The 20681-nt window shown below is 63.5% G+C and carries 15 protein-coding genes; 4 read left to right on the top strand and 11 right to left on the bottom strand.

Going from position 1 to position 20681, the window contains the following annotated elements; all coding sequences use genetic code 11:
* Position 1: 1 nt before the first annotated feature.
* From IB277_RS23370 to IB277_RS23350, 5 genes are all read right to left on the bottom strand, one after another.
* Positions 2-289, bottom strand: coding sequence for a XapX domain-containing protein (locus IB277_RS23370; RefSeq protein ID WP_034789552.1), 288 nt, complete (start codon positions 287-289; stop codon positions 2-4).
* 84 nt (positions 290-373) lie between these two features.
* Positions 374-1024, bottom strand: a complete 651-nt coding sequence (locus IB277_RS23365) for a hydrolase (protein ID WP_043623178.1) — start codon at positions 1022-1024, stop codon at positions 374-376.
* Positions 1025-1170: 146 nt separating this feature from the next.
* On the bottom strand, positions 1171-2079 hold the full coding sequence (locus IB277_RS23360) for a helix-turn-helix domain-containing protein (protein ID WP_113554307.1): 909 nt from the start codon (positions 2077-2079) through the stop codon (positions 1171-1173).
* A 227-nt stretch (positions 2080-2306) separates the two neighbouring features.
* Complete coding sequence (locus IB277_RS23355; protein WP_113554306.1) at positions 2307-3215, bottom strand: AraC family transcriptional regulator; 909 nt, start codon at positions 3213-3215, stop codon at positions 2307-2309.
* Positions 3216-3348: 133 nt separating this feature from the next.
* Positions 3349-4239, bottom strand: coding sequence for an AraC family transcriptional regulator (locus IB277_RS23350; protein ID WP_246812801.1), 891 nt, complete (start codon positions 4237-4239; stop codon positions 3349-3351).
* Positions 4240-4561: 322 nt separating this feature from the next.
* On the opposite strand from IB277_RS23350, the gene IB277_RS23345 reads away from it, so the two are divergent.
* Positions 4562-4942 (top strand): alpha/beta hydrolase, encoded by a 381-nt coding sequence (locus IB277_RS23345; RefSeq protein ID WP_064817024.1) that lies wholly within the window; start codon positions 4562-4564, stop codon positions 4940-4942.
* A gap of 42 nt (positions 4943-4984) precedes the next feature.
* Here the strand turns inward: IB277_RS23345 and IB277_RS23340 are convergent, their stop codons facing one another.
* Positions 4985-7273 carry a hypothetical protein gene (locus tag IB277_RS23340; protein ID WP_192371929.1) on the bottom strand — a complete coding sequence of 763 codons (2289 nt, stop codon included), beginning with the start codon at positions 7271-7273 and terminating at the stop codon, positions 4985-4987.
* Between the two features lie 439 nt (positions 7274-7712).
* Between IB277_RS23340 and katG the strand changes: the two genes are divergently transcribed.
* The 3 genes from katG (at position 7713) to IB277_RS23325 (ending at position 14630) form a co-directional block, all read left to right on the top strand.
* A complete protein-coding gene (katG, locus tag IB277_RS23335) occupies positions 7713-9920 on the top strand; it encodes a catalase/peroxidase HPI (protein ID WP_112985538.1) in 2208 nt (735 codons plus the stop codon).
* Positions 9921-10325: 405 nt separating this feature from the next.
* Positions 10326-11438, top strand: coding sequence for an efflux RND transporter periplasmic adaptor subunit (locus tag IB277_RS23330; protein ID WP_034789574.1), 1113 nt, complete (start codon positions 10326-10328; stop codon positions 11436-11438).
* Positions 11439-11441: 3 nt separating this feature from the next.
* Positions 11442-14630: an efflux RND transporter permease subunit gene (locus IB277_RS23325; protein ID WP_192371927.1), complete on the top strand. Its 3189-nt coding sequence runs from the start codon at positions 11442-11444 to the stop codon at positions 14628-14630.
* A gap of 105 nt (positions 14631-14735) precedes the next feature.
* Here IB277_RS23325 and IB277_RS23320 read toward each other — a convergent pair whose 3' ends face one another.
* The 5 genes from IB277_RS23320 to ytfR all read right to left on the bottom strand — a co-directional run bounded on the left by IB277_RS23320 (position 14736) and on the right by ytfR (position 20655).
* Positions 14736-16259, bottom strand: a complete 1524-nt coding sequence (locus tag IB277_RS23320; RefSeq protein WP_192371925.1) for an FAD-dependent monooxygenase — start codon at positions 16257-16259, stop codon at positions 14736-14738.
* A gap of 150 nt (positions 16260-16409) precedes the next feature.
* Positions 16410-17138 (bottom strand): FadR/GntR family transcriptional regulator, encoded by a 729-nt coding sequence (locus IB277_RS23315; RefSeq protein WP_060528942.1) that lies wholly within the window; start codon positions 17136-17138, stop codon positions 16410-16412.
* A 15-nt stretch (positions 17139-17153) separates the two neighbouring features.
* Positions 17154-18122, bottom strand: coding sequence for a galactofuranose ABC transporter, permease protein YjfF (gene yjfF, locus IB277_RS23310; RefSeq protein ID WP_034789588.1), 969 nt, complete (start codon positions 18120-18122; stop codon positions 17154-17156).
* Positions 18119-19144 (bottom strand): ABC transporter permease, encoded by a 1026-nt coding sequence (locus tag IB277_RS23305; protein ID WP_060519347.1) that lies wholly within the window; start codon positions 19142-19144, stop codon positions 18119-18121. The genes yjfF and IB277_RS23305 overlap by 4 nt, the downstream gene beginning before the upstream one ends.
* Positions 19141-20655, bottom strand: coding sequence for a galactofuranose ABC transporter, ATP-binding protein YtfR (gene ytfR, locus IB277_RS23300; protein WP_112985540.1), 1515 nt, complete (start codon positions 20653-20655; stop codon positions 19141-19143). The genes IB277_RS23305 and ytfR overlap by 4 nt, the downstream gene beginning before the upstream one ends.
* Positions 20656-20681: the final 26 nt, after the last annotated feature.

Below are 20681 nucleotides of genomic sequence, written 5' to 3'. Positions count from 1 at the left end.
GTCAGGCCCTTTCGTCGGTGCCGGCAGCATCCTTCGCCGTGCCGGTTGCGATCTGCCCGCCGGGCAGATGGCCGAACACGTGCGGCATGCACTGCCGATTGAACCAGGAGAGGTTGACCGGCTCACCCGACAGGGCGCGCTTGACCAGGGGGACGGATTGCTCCCCGATGAGAATGCCAAGCAGACCGATCAGCGCGATGACCGGCGGCGCCGGCGAGCGGACGTTGAGCAGCGCATAGATGACGCCGACGACCAGCCCGGCTCCAAGCGAGAGAAGGTACATCTTCATCGCCAACTCCTTTAGGGGATAAAGGTGGCGCTCCGGCCGCAGCGAGGCGGCCAGAGCGTTAATCTAGAGCGCGGAAGCGTTCTGTCAGTGGCCTTCGGACGCGCCGAACATCGACTTGGCGTAGATGATGCCGAGGCCATACGAACCGCCGAACTTCTTGGCGATACCGGTGGTCATGTCGTAGGTCTCGGTGCGCGCCCAGTCGCGCTGCAGCTCGAGCATGTATTGCAGCGAGGTCATCGGCCGGACGCCGGCCTGCACCATGCGGTCCATCGCCCGCTCATGCGCCTCATCCGAAACGTCGCCGCAGGCGTCGGCGATGACATAGACCTCGAATCCCTGATCGAGCGCCGAGAGGGTCGGGCCGACGATGCAGACCGAGGTCCACAGCCCGCACATGACAAGGCGCTTCTTGCCGATGCGGTTGACCTCTTCGATCACCGCGGCGTCTTCCCAGGTGTTCATCGAGGTGCGGTCCAGCAGTTTCTGGCCGGGGAAGGCATCGGTGATCTCGGAGAACATCGGGCCGGAGAAGGTCTTTTCGGCAACGGTCGTGAGGATGGTCGAAACGCCGAAACCTGCCGCCGCATTGGCGACAAGTGCTGCGTTGTTGCGCAGGAGCACCGCGTCGATCGACTTGGTCGCAAAGGACATCTGCGACTGGAAGTCGATCATGATCAGGGTGTGGTCTTTGGGCGAGACGAGGAGTTTACCGGGGGTCGCTGTCGCAGACATGGTCGTGACCTCTTACTGTTGAAACTGAACTCCGATTGGAGAGGCCCAACTATGCCGCCGACCGGCGACCCGTTCTTGTCGCCAAAGGTGGATTTTTGAAAGTTTCGCTCGCCTTCAGCCGGCAGGGCGCGTGTACTTTCAGAGGGTTACGACTGTCGGCTGCGCCGCCACTGGCGCGGCGTGGCACCTGCGGCCTGCGCAAAGGCCCGGGTAAAATGGCTCTGATCCGAAAAGCCGCAGACGACGGCAATTTCACTTAGGGACGTGGGCGAGAACTGCAACAGATCCTTGGCCTTTTCGATCCTCTGCTGCAGCAGCCAGCGGTAGGGCGTGCTGCCCATGGTCTCGCGAAAGGCACGCAAAAAAGCCGCCTGCGACAGATTGCAGGTCGCAGCCATGTCCTCGACGGTGAGCTCGCCATCCAGACGGGCTTGCACCAGATCGCGGATCTTTGCCTGGCAGCGCTGCGAAAGCCTGCGTCCTCCGGCAAGGCTCTCGCCACGGCCGTTACCGTACTGCCGGACCATATGCACGCCGATTGCCACCGAGAGCTGGTCGACAAACAGCGCGCTTCGATCCGTGTATCCGTCCACCGACGCAAACAAAGCGCCGAGCATGCCGCCGAGAACAGGGTCGGGCGAGCCGGAAACGGGCCGCAGCTCGCTCACGCCAGAAGCATTTGCCGCGTCTGCGATGCGTTCGAGCGCACCGTGGCCGATTTCAAGCAAGGTGAAATCGAAGGATCCTTTGAGATCGGCTTTATAATCGTCGGCAAAGTTCCTGACGTAGATCGAGTTTTGGCCGAATTCCTGGGTCGCAGAGTAGTGCGCTCCGAAAACCCGGCGGCGATGACCGCCCACAAGCGATAGGCCGATCAGATAGCCTCGCCCGTTGCCAGGTGTCGTGACCTGGCCCGGCGGTCCCGCTGTCGACCGCTTGCGGTGGAAGACCATGTCGCGGCCTTCGATCGTCCTGTCGTCATCCAGCTGGTCGAGCGAGCATCCGAGACTGTCGCGCGGTCGCGCTCCGGCCGAGGCAGCGGAAACATTCGTCATCGTCTTCGCTCCTATGTGTCGAGACTGCCCGCCAAACCCACCTGCCGTGACGACGAAAACGAAAGACGTAAGTCGCCGTGCGCAGGGTAAACGTGCGCGCAACTCATTCTCGGTTTCACCAAATCATTTGCAGGAGCGGCCCTATGATTGCCCCGGTCGCCGCATCATTCTTGCACGTTTTTCACCTGTTTTGAAAATTTTGCACGAGGGCGCGCCCTCTTTCCACCCTATTGCGGAGGTCGATCCATAGCGACGACGACCGACCGGTTCTTTTTCCGGAAGCGTGCCGGCGTTTCCCCCGTCAGGCTGGTGAATACCCGGGTCATGTGGCTCTGGTCGGCAAAGCCGCAGTGGATAGCAATTTCAGCAAGGGGGGTGTCCTGAAGCAGACACTCCTTAACCCGCGCGATCCGATATTCGGACAGCCACCTGGACGGTGTGCGCCCGAAGCTTTCCTTGAAAGCCTTGTTGAAATAGCTGCGCGAGAGCGCGCACTGGGCCGCAAGATCGCCGATCGAGAACGGCGTGTTGAAATGGGCGACCAGAAACTCCGTCGCCAGCCTCTCCTGCCATGGCGCCAGCGTCCCCTTCTTGTCGACGGGGAAATGCAGACCGCCATAGGCCTGGCTGAGATGGGCCAATGCGGCAAGGTTGATCTGTTCTACGAACAGGAGATTGGCCCGGTCCGGCTCATCGAGCGAGGGCAGCAGGGCCTGGGCAAGGCCGAACATGACCGGATCCACGCGTCCCTGCACGGGAGACAGCGACACATACTCGCCGCGCCCGGCCCTTTCGGTAAAGCTCCGCATAGAAGCAAAGGGAATGTGGAAGCGGACATTGTCGAAGGGCGACAGATGGTGGCACTGCCATTGGTCGCGAAGATCGGTGATCGCGAGCGAGGCCTTGGGATGCCCTCCCTCATACACGAGTTCGCCACGCCGCCACAGGCGATGCGCCTCGAAGTCATGCATCTGGACGATGACGTTGAAGGCATCGGCGACCGGAATCAGCGGCCCGACTTCCAGATCGAAGCGATCCGAGAAGGTTCTCGTGACGGTGATGTCACCGACGCTGATCCGCTTGGCGATCGGGCGCGGTGTGCGGTCGTCTGCGCTCAGTCCTTCTTGCAAGGCCATCGGTCAGGGTCTCCCGATTTCCAGCTCAGCCGCCCGCTTCAGCGGCCGGGCGGATGCTACAACGGTTGGCTGTCGCAATATAGAGGCAAATCCAGCGATGCATCCCCGAGCGTCAAAGGTCAGCATGGTACCCTCACTGCAGCCAGCGCGCGCGCCAGACGGCGGGTGTCACGCCCGTCACCTCACGAAAGGCCTCGACGAACCGGGCCTCGTCGGCATAGCCGCAACTGGCGGCGGTTTTGCTCAGCGACCATCCCTCTTCGATCAGATAGCGCTTGGCGCGACCGATCCGGTACCGCATCAACCACTCTTGCGGCGTCTGGCCGGTCACGGATGCAAAAGCCGCGGCAAAACCCTCTTCCGAAAGATTTGCGGCCGCTGCTGCTGCCGCAAACGAAAAGTCCTTGGCCCAATGGTCGATCATGAAGTCCTTGGCCGCCTTCTCCTGCCACACAGACAGATCGGGGCCGCCGGGTGCGACGGCGCGATCCGGGTAGGAATGCAGAAGATGCGCGCAGATGGCGACGGCGATGTGCTGCAGCACCGCACCCGGTTCACCCTCGCTCTCGTCAAGAAGCGGCGACAGCGCCAAGGCGAGATTGTGCATGACGTCGTCGACCTCGCCGCGACGGCATCTAAGACTGGTGGCGGCGGGAGCATGCGAAAACTCGCAGACTTCATGAAACAAGGCCCGTGGCAGATGGAAAGCGAGTGAATCGAGATCGCTGACGAGCCGGATACTGGCGCCCTCAGCGAGATCGACGAGACAGATCGACCCCTGCCGGTAGCGGCGAATTTCACTTTCGCTTTCGCCCGGCACCAGGTCGCAGTGCATGACATCCTTGAAGTAGAACATCAGGAAATAGGCGTCGTCGGCCGGCAGCGATACGATGCGGCTCAGTTCTCCGTTCAGCCGGCACCGCAGGCGCGTCACCGAAAACCGGGCGTCCCGCACGGGCCGCACCATGAGAAACGGCGCCTTCGGCTCGCCAAAATACGCTCCAATACCGCTTGGCTCTGTCATCATCCGTCCAGCCCCGCCCCCTGGCGATGGAGTTCACTCCTCGCGTGCAATCCGATTCGATGCGCGAAAGATCCGACGCAAGGGGGCATCTCGCTATTGCCGCTCATATCCGAGAAAACATGGGGGGTGCTGCCAGTAATTTCTTGTATCCTTTGCTCACATTTAGCCGCAAACGGCTCTGTATTGACTTCATGCCGCATGATCCCGCCGCTTCAAAGCGGCCGCGTCTCGGTGACGTAGCTCTCGAAGAAATCGGAGAACTTGGCAACCCTGAGCGGCAGCCGTTGACGGGCTGTGCGATATCCGGGCATTCGCGGCCTCCGTGGAAGACCTGGCGAACACCATCGGCGACAGGCGGCGTGTGTACCCGGGCCAAGCCGTCTATGGCATCGGCTACGCCACAGGCGCGACGCTGCTCGCCGCACTCCTGGTCAAATATCCTGGTCTGTTCGAGCGAGCGGTCCTGCTGCATCCCCTTGTGTCGTGGGTGCCACCCGGCAACGCCGGACTTCAGGGCAAACCGATCCTGGCCACCGGCGGCCAAGACGATCCTACCGGTCCATTGGCGCTCGCCGAACAACTGGTCGGTTATCTTGCGGGGCAGAAAGCTGATGTCCGGGCCCTCTACAATCGGGGCGCACACGAGATCGGGCAGGATGAATTGATAGCGCTTCGGGATTTCCTTCAGGCGGCCATCGACTGAAGCAATGCGGGCCGCATCTGATGACGCGGCCCGCGATAGATTTTACTGCGCCTTGGCTTCGATATCGACTTGCTCGAGCAGAAGCGCCGGGTTTTCGGCAGCTCCCATCAGTTCGAGCGCGCCGACACCGGCTTCATCCTTGGCCTTGACCTTCAGCGTGAAGGTGCCGGGCTTGCTGATGAACTGGGTAAACGCCGTCGCCGCGTCCTGCAGTTTCGGCTGCGTGGCGGCAAAATGCTGCACACCGGCGCTCGTCATCAACACGAGCAGGCCGCGAACGCTGTCCTCGGTCATGTGGTTATCTTCGGCATAGAGCTTGATGCCCTTGGCCATGATGCCCTTGTCCTCGAGCTTGAGCGTGACTTCCCTCGCCGTAAGACCGAACATCGCGATCTGCGCGGCATTGAGGTCGCCAGAGAAGAAGTCCTCCGAAGCGCCGCCCATGACGCCGGAGAAGGAGAGGCTGCCCATGTCCTTGCCATCCAGCGAAATCTGCTTGATGACGAAGTTCTCGTTGGGCTCATCCCACGACAGTTCGACGTTGGACGAGAAGACCAGCTTGTCGAGGCCGATCTTGCGCAGCGTCTTGAAGCCCTCTTCCTGCGTGTCCGCAGGGATCGGAACGCTGAGGTCGCGGTAGCTGACGCGGACATCCGTCGGAATGCCGTTGCGCGGCTTCGTCAGCGCGATTTCATAGGTATCGAGCGTGAAACGAACGCGTTCCGGAACGGACGGCACGGCCGGCTGCTCTACGGGCGCCTCGGCCATCGGGTCTTCCGGCACTTCACCGGCGATCTCCGCGCCGCTGGCGGCTTCGCCGTCGGTCGCTTCATCCGCCGACTGCTCTGCAGGCGCCTCGGCCATCGGCTCTTCTGCTGCATCGCCGGGGACCGCCGCGTCGCTGGCGGCTTCGCCGTTTGTCGTTTCGTCCGGCACCTGCTCGGCTTCCGGCGCCTGTTCGGCACTGATCGACGGATCGACCTCGGTTTCGGTCGCGCTCTCGTCCTCGACGGTTTCACTGTCCGTCACGGCTGCCGGGTCGCTACCGGGCATGTCCACGTCGAGCCCGGCGATCCGGATCGTGCCGAATTCCGGCATCAGCGTGGTGTAGGGGAAGGTCTCGAATTCCTCCTCCTTCAGGCCCGCAAGCTTCGTCAGTGCCTCCATGGTCGGAGCCCAGGAGAAACCGTTGATGCTGGCTTCGGCAAACTTGAAGTAGTCGGTCCCCTCGCCCGCCGTGACACCGTTCATCGTGCCATCGAAACTGCGACCGTTGAGCTGGAACGCCATCTTGTCGACGGCGAGCTTCACGAGCTTGCCCTCGGCGCTTTCCTGCTCCGGCACTTCCATCTTCAGGCCGAGCAGTTCCATGTCGCCCTTTGCCAGCATGTCGACCAGCGAAAGAATGCGTTTGAAGAATGCCTGGCGCTCCGCCGGTGGCAGGGCTTGCGGATCGCTGACCGCCTGGAGTTGCTCGAGCGTTTCGAGAAGCGGCTCGGTCGGCATGCGGACGCTGAGGCCGCTGCTGCGCACTTCGTCGTAGCCGAAACGCGACTTGCTGTCGGAGAAGGCAAGGTTCTTTACGGAGATCGGGCCGTAGAGCAGCTTCGGTTCCTTGTCCTCAGGACCGGCTTTTTGCGTGTAGATGCGGGCCATGTAGGCCACATCGAAGCTCTCTCCGGTGACGGCGCCCATGGTGCCGTCCATTTTTTCCCGCTTCGTTGCCCCTTCGCCGTCAGGAATATCCATGGCAAAGGCGAACGTGGCGCCGCTCGCCGAATAGCGCGCAACGCGGCCGCTGGCGATATCCTCGAGCCGGACATCCTTGTAGACCGTCTTCTGCTCGGAGCTTGCAACGTTCTGGACGATGGCCACTTCCGGCGCGGAGACCTGCTTTGCCGCGAAACGCTCGATGCGCTTCAAAAGGTCAGCCTTTTCCCCGCTTGCCGTCAGGCCGGCTGCGAAAAAGTCGGGATCTTCCAGCGTTGCCGCAGGCACGGAAAGCTTGGCGGCCTTCAGGTCGAGCTCCAGGCCCTTCACGTCGAGCTTGCCGCTCAGCGAAAAGATCTTCGGACGTCCGTCGATTGCCGCGATGCGCGCGCTGACGCCATCGGCGAAAGGCAGCGTGACGTCGCGCAGATGAATGCGGCCGAAGAAGTCCGCCTCAACCGAGCCGGCCTTCCCGCCGCGCTCGGCGATGAAGGTCCCGACCGCCTTTTCGAGCATGAACTTGCCGCCGACGACACCCGCGGCTGCGATCGCGATGACCGCGACAGCAGCCCAAAGTGCTTTGCGACGGCCCTTGCCGGCACCAATTTCTGTCTCAGCCACGATTTCTGTCCTTTCGTCACACGAAAAATGGAAAGCTCTTGAGTCGTTGCGGTGTGACTAACCATTGGCGCTACCTTCCGCAAGTTTGGCGGGAGTGCAGTGCAACAATTTTCTTGTATCGGCTGCAATCGGCAAACGCTCGAACGTCATCAAAAATGCATGGAGGGCTGCAAGCATGCGCCCATGGGACCCATGTCCATTAGCGATAGGATCCGCTTATCGCCACAATCAGGAAATCCAACTTAAATTAATGGAACCACTTTGATAGAGTCTACGGCACAATGAGGGAGACGCAGCCAGTGGCGACACCGCTTCGCGGAACGACAACCACCGACGGCACCAGACATGCCGGGCCGCGGGCTCGGCTGGGCGCCTGTCAGCTCCTGGCGCTTTTCCTCTGACCCATCCAAAATTCACGTCATCTTGAAGGGAGATAAAAATGGACGCGAAAGCCGACAAAACGGGCAAATGTCCCGTCATGCACGGAGCCCAGACGAGCGCACAGTCGCCCGGCACCTCGAACCGCGACTGGTGGCCGAACCAGCTCAACCTGAAGATCCTGCACCAGAACTCTTCGCTGTCCGATCCGATGGGCGAAGCCTTCGACTACGCCGAGGAATTCAAGAAACTCGACCTGCCGGCGGTGAAGAGCGACCTCTTCGCGCTGATGACCGATTCGCAGGATTGGTGGCCGGCCGACTTCGGTCACTATGGCCCGCTCTTCATCCGCATGGCCTGGCACAGCGCCGGCACCTACCGTACCGGTGACGGCCGCGGCGGCGCGGGCGCCGGACAGCAGCGCTTTGCGCCACTCAACAGCTGGCCGGACAACGCCAACCTCGACAAGGCACGCCGGCTGCTGTGGCCGATCAAGCAGAAATACGGCAACAGCATCTCCTGGGCCGACCTGATGATCCTCGCCGGCAACTGTGCGCTCGAGTCTATGGGCTTCAAGACCTTCGGCTTTGCCGGTGGCCGCCCCGACGTCTGGGAACCGGAGGAAGACATCTACTGGGGCACGGAAAAGACCTGGCTCGACGACAAGCGCTACTCGGGCGACCGCGACCTCGAGAACCCGCTCGCCGCCGTTCAGATGGGCCTGATCTACGTCAATCCGGAAGGCCCGAACGGCACTCCGGACCCGCTCGCCGCCGCGCGTGACATCCGCGAAACCTTCGCGCGCATGGCGATGAACGACGAGGAAACCGTGGCGCTGATCGCCGGCGGCCACACCTTCGGCAAGACCCATGGCGCCGGCGATGCGGCCAATGTCGGCCGCGAGCCGGAAGCTGCCGGCATCGAGGAACAGGGCCTCGGCTGGGCGAGCACCTACGCCAGCGGCCGTGGTGGCGACACCATCACGAGCGGCCTCGAAGTCACCTGGACGACGACCCCGACCAAATGGAGCAACAACTTCTTCTGGAACCTCTTCGGCTACGAATGGGAACTGACGAAGAGCCCGGCCGGCGCACACCAGTGGACGCCGAAGCATGGCATGGGTGCCAACACCGTGCCGGACGCGCACGACAAATCCAAGCGCCATGCGCCGTCGATGCTGACGACCGACCTCGCCCTGCGCGTCGACCCGGCCTACGAGAAGGTCGCACGGCATTTCTACGAGAACCCGGATGCCTTCGCCGACGCCTTCGCCCGCGCCTGGTACAAGCTGACGCACCGCGACATGGGTCCACGCGCCCGCTATCTCGGCCCGGAAGTGCCGGCCGAAGAGTTGATCTGGCAGGATCCGATCCCGGTCGTCGATCATCCGCTCGTCGACGCCAAGGATATCGCCGATCTCAAGGCCAGGATCCTCGCTTCGGGCCTTTCGGTCTCCGAACTGGTTTCGACCGCCTGGGCGTCGGCCTCGACCTTCCGCGGCTCGGACAAGCGCGGCGGCGCCAATGGCGCGCGCATCCGCCTTTCCCCGCAGAAGGACTGGCAGGTCAACCAGCCGGCGCAGCTGGCGAAGGTTCTCGAGGTCCTCGAAGGCATCCAGCGTAGTTTCAACGACGCCCAGTCCGGCGGCAAGAAGGTGTCGCTCGCCGACCTGATCGTGCTCGGCGGCGCCGCAGCGGTCGAGAAGGCAGCCAAAGCCGCCGGCCACGACATCGAGGTCGCCTTTGCGCCTGGCCGCATGGATGCGACGCAAGAGCAGACCGATGTCGAGTCCTTCGCGGTTCTCGAACCGATCGCCGACGGCTTCCGCAACTACCAGCGGGCCCAGTACGCGGTTTCGCCGGAAGAGCTGCTGATCGACAGGGCGCAGTTGCTGACGCTGACCGCGCCGGAGATGACCGTGCTCGTCGGGGGCTTGCGCGTTCTCGGCGCGAACCACGGGCAGACCGCCCACGGCGTCTTCACCGATCGTCCGGAAACGCTCAGCAACGACTTCTTCGTCAACCTGCTCGACATGGGCACGGCCTGGACGGCGACATCCGACGCGAAGGATGTCTTCGAAGGGCGTGACCGCAGAACCGGCGACGTCAAGCGGACGGCCACCCGCATCGATCTCGTCTTCGGTTCGAACTCGCAGCTGCGGGCCATCGCCGAAGTCTACGGCCAGGCGGATGCAAAGGCGAAGTTCGTACGCGATTTCGTCGCGGCCTGGAACAAGGTGATGAACGCCGACCGTTTCGACCTCGTCTGACGGCTGGATCCGGCAACAGTACTAAGCATGGTCCCGGCATCGCGCCGGGACCTGTCTGCCCAGCGGCTTCGCGAAACTGTCACCGGAGGTTGCAGACCGGTCTCGTCAATTGTGACGATGTGGCACACGTAAAACGTTCGCCTCCACGCATCTCCCTCAACCGAAATCCGACAAAATCAGCCTGTCGCCTCCCTCTGCCGTGAACGGACGATGGTCTGGCAAATCATTGCTTTTGTGACAAGTTCTCTCTGAACCCGCCTTTCGCGGGTATTTGCATCATCTTTGCAAGCCTCCACTTAAATCAACCCATGATTGCGTGACTTGGCGCGGAGAACATGTTCTGATTTCAATGCACTGCCAAGGACTGATCTTATCTCCAGCTGTTTCGTTCAGGGGGAACGTTGCATGCGTCGTTCGAGAATTCCTGCCCTTTCACTATCATCAGCACTGCTTGTCGCGATCGGGTTTTCCGCGCAAACGGCATTGGCGCAGCAGGCGCCAGCCGTGGTCGTGGCGCCGGCCACCATCATGGACCTGCGCGAGAGCGTGGATCTGACGGGCAAGGTTACGGCGATCCAGAAAGTCGATATTCGCGCCCGCGTTTCGGGTTTCCTCGAGGCGGTCAACTTCACCGAAGGGCAGAAGGTGACGGCGGGCACGGAGCTCTACCGGGTGGAAGACGGCGCCTACCGCGCCGCCGTGCAGGAGATCGAAGGGCAGATCGAGGCGGCCGAAGCCGCCAAGGAATTCGCGATCCTCGAGCGCGACCGCGCCGAGCAGCTCCTCACCAGCAAGACGATCAGCCAAGCCAAGGTCGACGAAGCGCACGCGCAAGTCAGGAAAGCCGAAGGCGACCTGATCCGGCTCAAGGGCAGCAAGGACAACGCCGACCTCAACCTCTCCTATACGAAGATCACGGCGCCTTTCGACGGCATCGTCGGCCTGACGGCGGCCGATGTCGGCGCCCTCGTCGGCCCGGACAGCGGCCCGCTCGTGACGCTGACCCGGCTCGACCCGATCTATGTCCAGTTTCCGGTGGCGACCGCACTTTACCTCACCTATCGCGAACGGGTGCTGAAGGGCGAGATCAGCGGCGGCGCCAATGTCGGGCTCGGCCTTCCGAACGGCACCGAGTACAAGCAAAAAGGCACGATCAACTTTATCGCCAGCAACGTCTCGCAAGGGACGGACACCGTGACCGTGCGCGCCGAGTTCCCCAATCCGGACAGCATCCTGCTCGACGGTGCGCTGGTGCGGGTGATGCTCGAACAATCCGACAAGCAGAACGTGCTTGCCGTGCCGCAGCAGGCGGTCCAGCGTGACCAGCAGGGCGCCTTCGTTCTGGTGGTCGACGCCAGCTCCAAGGTCGAGCTTCGCCGCATCGACGTGTCACGCAACGCCCGCGGCCAGGCGGTCATCAGCAAGGGCCTCAAGGAAGGCGAGAACGTCATCACAGAGGGCGCCGGCAAGGTGCGGCCCGGCATCACCGTCGATGCAGCCACGGCAGCAGGTGGCTAAGCGATGATTTCAGAGATCTTTATCGATCGCCCGCGCTTCGCCACGGTCATTTCCATCGTGCTGACGCTGGCGGGTCTGCTTGCGCTCACCCGTCTGCCGATCGCCCAGTTCCCCGATATCGTGCCGCCGCAGGTGAGCGTCACCGCCAGTTATCCCGGCGCCGGCGCCGACGTGGTCGAAACCACCGTCGCCCAGCCGATCGAAAGCAAAGTCGTCGGCGTCGACGACATGCTCTACATGAAGTCGACGAGCGGCGCCGACGGCTCTTATACGCTGACCGTCACCTTCGCCGTCGGCACCGACCCCGACATCGCCACCGTCAACGTGCAGAACCGCGTGTCGCTCGCCGAGGCCGGCCTGCCCTCCGAGGTCAAGCAGAGCGGCGTCAGCGTGCGCAAGAAGTCCTCCGCGCTGATGCAGGTCGTCACGATCTTTGCAGCGGACGAGAAGCAGAACTTCGACAGCCTGTTCCTCTCTAACTACGCCACGATCAACGTGCTCGACACGGTCAAGCGCGTGCCCGGCGTCGGCGATGCCCAGCTCTTCGGCGCCCAGGACTACTCGATGCGCGTCGTGCTCGACATCGACCGCATGACCAGCCTCGACCTGACGCCGACCGATGTGATCAATGCGCTGAAGGCCCAGAACGTCCAGGCCGCGATCGGCCGCATCGGCGCCCAGCCGATGACCGACGACCCGCTGTTCCAGCTCAATCTCCAGACGCAAGGGCGCCTCACCGATCCCAAACAGTTTGAGGACGTGGTTCTGAGGGCACGGCCCGACGGCTCCTATGTGCGCATCCGCGACGTCGCGCGCGTCGAGCTCGGCGCCGCCAGCTCCGATTCCAACGCCCGGATCAACGGCAAGCCGGTCGCCATGATCGGCACCTACCAGGCGCCGGGCGCCAACGCGCTTGCCGCCGCCAGGGGCGTGCAGGAGGCGATGGAACGGCTGTCGAAATCCTTCCCGCCGGGCCTCACCTATTCGGTCTCCTACGACACAGCCCAGTTCGTCGAAGCCAGCGTCGACAACGTCGAGGAGACGCTGTTTGAGGCCTTCATCCTCGTCATCATCATCGTCTTCCTGTTCCTCGGAAACTGGCGGGCGACCCTGATCCCACTCGTTGCCGTTCCCGTCGCACTCATCGGCACCTTCGCCGTGCTGCTCGCCATGGGTTTCTCGCTCAATACCGTGTCGCTGCTTGCCATGGTGCTGGCGATCGGCATCGTCGTTGACGACGCGATCGTGGTCGTCGAAAACGTCGAGCGGGTGATGGAGGAAAATCCAGGCCTGTCGGCTGCGGAAGCGGCAAGGCGTGCGATGGGCGAAATCACCGGCGCCATCGTCGCCATCACGCTCGTGCTGCTCTCCGTCTTCGTGCCCGTCGCCTTCATTCCTGGCCTCAGCGGCCAGCTGTTCCAGCAGTTTGCCGTCGCCGTTTCGGTGTCGATGGTGATCTCGGCGATCAACGCGCTGACGCTCAGCCCGGCGCTCTGCGCGGTGCTCTTGAAACCCCATCATGGGCCGAAGCGCGGCATCCTCGGTTACATCTCGCGGACCATCGACAAGGGGCGTGACGGCTATGCCTTCGTCGCCGGACACATCGCCCGGCGCGCCATCATCGGCCTGGCACTGCTCGCGGTCGCCTTCGTCGCCACGGGCTTCCTCTTCAAGGTCGTGCCGACCGGCTTCCTGCCGGCGGAAGACCAGGGCGCGTTCTTCACGGAAATCCGTCTGCCGGAAGGCGCCTCCTACAACCGCACCGACGAAGTCGTGAAACAGGTCGAGACGATGCTCGGCGGCATCGAGGGCGTTGCCAACGTCATCACCGTCACCGGCTACTCCTTCCTCGACGGTTTGTCGAAGTCCAACTCGGCCTTCGCGATCGTCACGATGAAACCCTTTGCGGAACGCCTGAGCGAAGCGGCCGGCGTCGAGGCGGCGATCCGCACGACCATGGTCAAGGGCCAGGCGATCCGCGGCGCGCAGATCTTCGCCTTCAACCTGCCGCCAATCATGGGCCTCGGCACCGGCTCGGGCTTTGAGTACCAGTTGCTCGATCTGCAGGGCCGTTCCGTCGCCGATCTTTCGGCAACGGCGGGCGGCTTGATTATCGCCGCCAACCAGAACCCGGCGCTCGGGCCGACCTTCACCACCTATTCGGCAAGCTCGCCGCAGCTCTATCTCGATATCGACCGCGACCGCCTGCAGGCCCTCGGCGTTTCGGTGAGCGACCTCTTCACCACGCTGCAGGGCACGCTCGGCAGCTACTACGTCAACGACTTCAACCTCTTCGGCCGCACCTGGAAGGTGACGATGCAGGCCGCGCAAGCCGACCGCAACGCCGTCGACGACATCCAGCGCCTGCACGTGCGCAATACGAGCGGCGACATGGTGCCGGTCGCCTCGGTCGCCAAGGTCGACTATATCGTCGGTCCCCAGTCGATCGTGCGCTACAACAATTATCGCTCGATCACGCTGAACGGCCAGCCGTCCGCCGGCCACTCCTCGGGCGAGGCGCTTGCCGCCATGGAAGCGTTGTCGGCCTCGACCCTGCCGCCCGGCTACAGCTACGAATGGACCGGAACGGCGTTGCAGGAGCTGGAGGCGGCGGGCAAGACCACCGCCATCCTGGCAATGGCCGTGCTGTTCGCCTACCTCTTCCTCGTCGCGCTCTACGAAAGCTGGACGATCCCCGTGCCGGTGCTCCTGTCGGTTGCCTTCGGCGTCTCGGGCGCGCTCTTGTCCGTGCTCGTCGCGGGTCTGTCCTTCGACATCTACGCGCAGATCGGCCTCGTCGTGCTGATCGCGCTCGCCTCGAAGAACGCGATCCTGATCGTCGAGTTTGCCAAGGCGCACCGCGAGGCTGGAGCAAGCATCGTCGATGCGGCGATCGAGGGCGCCCGCGCCCGCTTCCGCGCCGTGATGATGACGAGCTTCGCCTTCATCGTTGGCCTGGTGCCGCTGGTGGTCGCCAAGGGCGCCGGCGAACTCAGTCGGCGTGCGGTCGGCACCGGTGTCGCTGGCGGCATGCTTGCCGCAGCGCTCGTCGGCATCTTCGTCATTCCGGCGCTCTACGTCGCTTTCCAGTGGCTGCGTGAGCGCGGCCACAAGCTCGTGGGCATTTCCCGGCATCCGGCCGTTGAAGGCGAAGCGGCGGAAGGCAAGGCCGAGACGCCGGCCGGGCACTGACCGCCGGTCGAGTTCAAGCCGACAAGGGATCGTATCTCTCGTCTCAGCTTGACGCTCCTTGCGACCATGCATCGGCGGCGCACCGCGCCGCCGTCTCGAGAAATCTCAAGCCGGCGCCGACAGGCGGATCCCCTGTTCGGCGAAGTAGGCTTCGAGGGCTTCCGGCATCGCTCGGTCCGCAACCACCGCCACATAGCTGTCCGGACGCAACAGATAGGCAGCATCCCGCACCAGGCCGCCGGCAGCCTGTTGCTCGCCCCATGGGAAGACGTGAAGCGGCATGTGCTTGGCCGCGCACCAAGCTCTTATGTCGTTTTGCGCCTCGCCATAGACATGCACCTGCCAGGCGATGGCCGCCAGCGAAGCGTAATTGTCGAGGCCATTGATGCCTAGCCAGGGCAGCCGATCGCCACCCTGCACCCGGCCGCGCGCACTCCGGCTCAAGGGGCCGCCGCGATAGTTGAGCTGCGTCTGCGACAGGATGCGAAACAGGAATTCTCTGACACCGCCGACGCGGTAGGCGACACCAGCCAAGGCTGGGGCGACGTGGATGCGCAGGAAATCCGCGACGCTGCCTTCGGCCGTCACGAAGGTGAACAGCCGGTCGGTCGTTTCGACGAGCTGGCGGGCAAATGCGATCCGTTCGCCTTCATAGCTGGCGAGCAGGCGGTCCGGCGCCTGTCCCTTCAGCACCGCTGCAAGCTTCCAGGCCAGATTGATGGCGTCGCCGATGCCGGTGTTCATGCCCTGGCCGCCGACCGGACTATGCACATGCGCAGCGTCGCCGAGCAGAAACACGCGCCCGCGCCCGAAGCGATCGGCGACACGATGATGCACACGGTAGGTGGAGAACCAGTTGACCTTGTCGACGGTGAGGCGAAGGCTTTCGATGGCGCGATGGCTCACATCGGCGAAGGTGAGTGCGTCTGCATCCTCCCGCTTCTCCCGCACCAGACCGATGAGGCGGCCCCGCCCCTCGGCATAGGCGAGCAAGGCGACGAAATCACCGGTTTCGAGCGATATATGGGCTTCTCCATTCGCAGTCGCCCCACTCACTTCAACGTCAGCGACGTAAAAGGTCTGGTCGTAGGTTCCGCCGGCAAAATCGACCTCCAGTCCGTGCCGGACCGGCGAGCGCGCGCCGTCGCACCCGGCAAGATACTGCGCCGTGCAAACGTCCGAGCCACCATCGGGCAACTGCAAGCGAGCGCTCACCCCGGCGGCGTCATGCTCGAACTCGACAAGCTCGGTCTGCCGCTCGACCTTGACGCCCAAGGCCGCCAGTCGGGCCTCCAGCAGCCGCTCGTGATGATCCTGCGGATAGACAAGAACGAAGGGATAGGGCGTCATTTTCCCGCCGGTCGGACTGAAGGATATCCGCGCCTTGACCTTGCCCTTCGCCCAGAGGTTGACCGAAGGGTTGCGGTGACCCGCCTCGAGCACGGCATCGGCCAGATCGAGCTGCCGGTAAAGCTCAAGTGTTCGCGCATGCACGACCATCGCCCGCGATGTCGGGCTGGGACCAACGTTCTTGTCGATGATGCGGACCTTGACACCCTGGGCGGTCAGCCAGAGAGCCAGCACCAGGCCGGTCGGTCCCGCGCCGGCGATCAGCACATCCTGTTTCACCCTGCTCTCCCCGCTCGCTCTGTCGGCGGCCCGGTCGCATCGGGATTTGGGTTTCTCCGCCCACAACGGCAGCCTACGCGCAGGTGCCGGCAAATGCCAAGCAGCGCGGCGAATTCCGCCTTGTGTCTTGCCGACGGACACGGCTGCGGATCAGCCGCGTGCCCTCAAATTGGCGATCAACTGCTGCTGGCCGACGCGGATCACCTGCTCCATCGCAACCCGTGCACCTTCCTCGTTGCGCAGGCGGATCTGCTCGACGATGCGGATATGCGCGACCGCGACGCGGTCGATCTCGGCGCCATCGGCGGCCGTGTTGCTCAATTGAAAGACACCCATCAGCGCCGCCTCGATCAGGCTGCCGACGGTCTGCATGAACGGATTGAGCGACGCTTCAAGCAGACGGAGATGGAATTCGAGATCGGCGCGCGCCAGCGTCTGCGCGCTATGGCCGGCATCGCCCATGGCAACGGCCAGCCGCATCATCTGGGAAATATCCGCGTCCGTGGCGCGGCGTGCCGCCAGTCCGGCCGCATAGGGCTCGAGCGCCAGACGGACCTCGCTGACATGGCGGAGAAACGCCTCGTCGACACCGGCCCGGAAATGCCAGGAAAGCACGTCGCCATCGAACAGGTTCCAGTTTGCCTGCGGCATCACGCGCGTGCCGATGCGGGCGCGGGCGACAATCAGCCCCTTGGCGGCAAGTGTCTTCATCGCCTCGCGCAGGACCGTGCGCGAAACGTTGAAGCGTGCCGCCAGCTCCACATCACCCGGCAGGATATCCCCGACAGCGAATTCCCCTCCGACCACCGCCTGGCCGAGTTCCTCGACGACGAGCCGGTGGCTCGTGCGTTTGCGCGGCTGATGGGGGGACGGCCACATCGCGCGACCCTTGCCTCACGCCCGCTGCTGGCGCTGGCGCGAAACGAAGATGATGCCCTTCTGCAGCAGGATAAAAGCAAAGAGCAGAAGGCCGATCAGGATCTTCGTCCACCAGCTCGACAGCGATCCGTCAAAGGTGATGTAGGTCTGGATCAACCCTTGAATGAGGATGCCCACCAGCGTGCCGGCAACGAAGCCCGAACCCCCGGTCAAAAGCGTGCCCCCGATGACGACCGCGGTGATGGCGTCGAGCTCGACGCCGACGGCGGCAAGGGAATAGCCGGCCGAGGTGTAGAGCGAAAAGACGATGCCGGACAATCCCGCAAGCAGGCCCGAGAGCGCATAGATGCGGATCGTCGTCGCCGCAACCGGCACGCCCATCAGTCGCGCCGTCGCCGTGCCGCCGCCGAGCGCATAGACATTGGTGCCGAAGCGTGTGCGGTGCGCGATCAGGATACCGATCGCGAAGACGAGCAACATCAGGCCGCCAATCAGGGTGATGCGCCCGCCGCCCGGCAGCTTGAAGTAGAGCGCCTTCAAGGTCGCGTAGAAGGGATGCTTGATCGGAATGCTGTCGATCGACAACACGAAGGCCATGCCCCGCGCCAAGAACATGCCCGCCAGCGTGACGATGAACGGCGGCATTTCCAGATAGTGGATGATCGCCCCCATCGCGGCGCCGAAGAGCGTCGCGATCGCCAGAACCATCGCGAAGGCAATGAGCGGGTGGATGCTCGTGTGTTCCAGCACGACGGCGAGAAACACGCCGGTAAAGGCGATCACCGAGCCGATCGAAAGATCGATGCCGCCGGAGATGATGACGAAGGTCATGCCGACAGCGGCAATGCCGAGGAAGGCGTTGTCCGTCAGAAGGTTGCCGATGACACGCGTCGACAGCATGTTCGGATATTGCGCCACGCAAAGCGCGTAGCCGAGCAGGAAGATCACGAGCGTTGCCGTGAGCGGAAGATATTTCGGCTTCATTTTGCGGCTCGCTCGCTCGGGTTTCTCGCACCGCGCGCCGGCACGAGGAAGGCAAAGGCCGTGCGGAAGCGCGGCGACTGAAGCACCAGGATGAAGACGATGATCGCGGCCTTGATGATCAGGTTGAACTCTGGCGGGAAGCCGGAGAGAAGAATGCCGGTGTTGATCGCCTGGATGATGATCGCGCCGAGCACCGATGCCGCGATGCTGAAGCGGCCGCCGAGCAGCGACGTGCCGCCGACGACGACCGCAAGGATGGCATCGAGCTCCAGCCACAGACCGGCATTGTTGGCATCCGCACCGCGGATGTCAGCGGCGGCGATAATGCCGGCGATGGCAGCGCAGAGACCGGAAAGCACATAGGCGGCGATCAACAGCACAGGCGTCAGCACCCCGGACAGCGTGCTTGCCTGGCGATTGACACCGATCGCCTCGATCAGCATGCCGAGCGCCGTCCGCCTTACGAGCAGCGCAGTCAATATGCCGAATATCAACCAGATCACCACCGGCATCGGTAGGCCGGCAAAGGAACCGCTGCCGATGAAGACGAGGCCGGGGTCGTTGAAGGTCAGGATCGCCCCCTCGGTGATGAGCTGGGCGACGCCGCGACCGGCGACCATCAACACCAGTGTCGCGATGATCGGCTGGATGTCGAGCACCGCGACCAGCACCCCGTTCCAGAGACCGCAAAGGATACCGACGCCAAGCGTGATCAGCAGCGTCGCGGCGAGCGAGTGTCCCGACGTGATCGCCGCGGCGGCCGTTGCGCCGCAGATCGCCATGACCGCGCCAACCGAGAGGTCGATGCCCTTGGTGGCGATGACGACCGTCATGCCGATTGCCAAAAGCACCACCGGCGCGCCGCGATTGAGGATATCGATGAGGCTGCCATAGAGGCGGCCATTCTGGATCTGCAGGTTGAGGAAGCCGGGAAACACCAGTGATACCGCCGCGACGATTATTCCGAGCGCAATCAGCTGCGGCAGCAACCGGTTGAAATAGAGCCTGAGGAACGACGTCACGACGTCCTCCTTTCATTGGTTGCGGCGATCGCTTCGACGATCTCACTGGCAGTGATGCGGCTGCCGTCGAGTTCGGCGACATGGGCGCGGTCGCGAAGCACGATGACCCGGGTGCTGTAAGCGACCAGTTCCTCGATCTCCGAGGAGACGACGATCAGCGACAGGCCCTTCTCGCGCAGCGCCTCGATCAGCTTGACGATTTCCGCATGGGCGCCGACATCGATGCCGCGCGTCGGCTCGTCGAGGATCAGAAATTCGGGCTCGGTCGCGAGCCAGCGCGCGAGGATCGCTTTCTGCTGGTTGCCGCCGGACAGAAGCTTGATCGGCTTCTCCCGATCGGCCGTGCGGATATCGAGCGCGCGAATATAGTGGTCCGCCAGCCGGTTCTGCTCCGCCCGCGAGATCGGCCGCGTCCAGCCGCGGCGGGCCTGCAGCGCCAGCACGATGTTCTCGCGCACCGAGAGATCGCCGATAATGCCCGAAGTCTTGCGATCCTCCGGGCAGAAGCCAAAGCGATGGCGAATGGCAGCGCGCGGCGACGCAAGGTCGACCGCACGACCATCGATCTCGGCCCCGCCGCTGTCAGCGCGATGGGCGCCGAAGAGAAGCTCGGCGGTCTCCGTCCGTCCGGAGCCGAGCAGGCCGGCCATGCCGACCACTTCGCCGGCTCGGACATCGAGGTCGAAGGGTCGGACGCGCCCCTTGCGGCCGTAGTTTCGGAAGCGGTAGCGCAACGGCCCTTGCTGGGCCTCGGCGCGCGGCGCGTGGATTTCCGCCGCCAGCTCGCGGCCAATCATCATCGCAATCAGCTCGCGCCGATCAAGACCGGCGGTTTCGCGCGTTCCGACGAGCTGCCCGTTCCTAAGCACGGTAATCCGGTCGGAAATCTCATAGACCTGTTCGAGGAAGTGGGTGACGAAGACGATGCCGAGCCCGCGTGCCTTGAGGCGCCGGATAATGCGGAACAGCATCGCCACCTCATGCGCATCGAGGCTCGCCGTCGGCTCGTCGAGGATCAGCACCTTGCCGGAGAGATCGACGGCGCGGGCAATGGCGACCACCTGCTGGATCGCCACCGAATAGCTGGCGAGATCGCGGGTGACGTCGATGTCGAGTTCATAATCGGCAAGCAGATCCCGAGCCCGCCGATTCATGGCACGGGCGTCAACCATGCCGAAGCGGCGCGGCTGGCGCCCGAGGAAGAGGTTCTCGGCAACCGTCAGGTTCGGCAGCAGGTTGACCTCCTGATAGACCGTGCCGATGCCGAGCGCCTGGGCTTCGAAGGTGTCGCGCGGATCAACCTCGGCATCGTCGAGCAGGATGGCGCCGCCGTCGCGACGATAGGCGCCGGTCAGGCATTTGATCAGGGTCGACTTGCCGGCACCGTTTTCGCCAAGCAGCGCATGAACCTCTCCGCGCCTGAGGTGAAAATCGACCTTGTCGAGGGCTCTGGTCCCCGGAAAAGTCTTTTCGATCCGGATCGCCTGGAGAATGTGGTCATTGGTCTGCATCGATACCGTCTCCGCGATGCTGGTAT

The organism is Ensifer sp. ENS07 (assembly GCF_014852185.1).
Lineage (GTDB): Bacteria > Pseudomonadota > Alphaproteobacteria > Rhizobiales > Rhizobiaceae > Ensifer > Ensifer adhaerens.
Note: the sequence above shows the minus strand (reverse complement) of the source record. Positions and strands in the feature narration are given on the sequence as shown.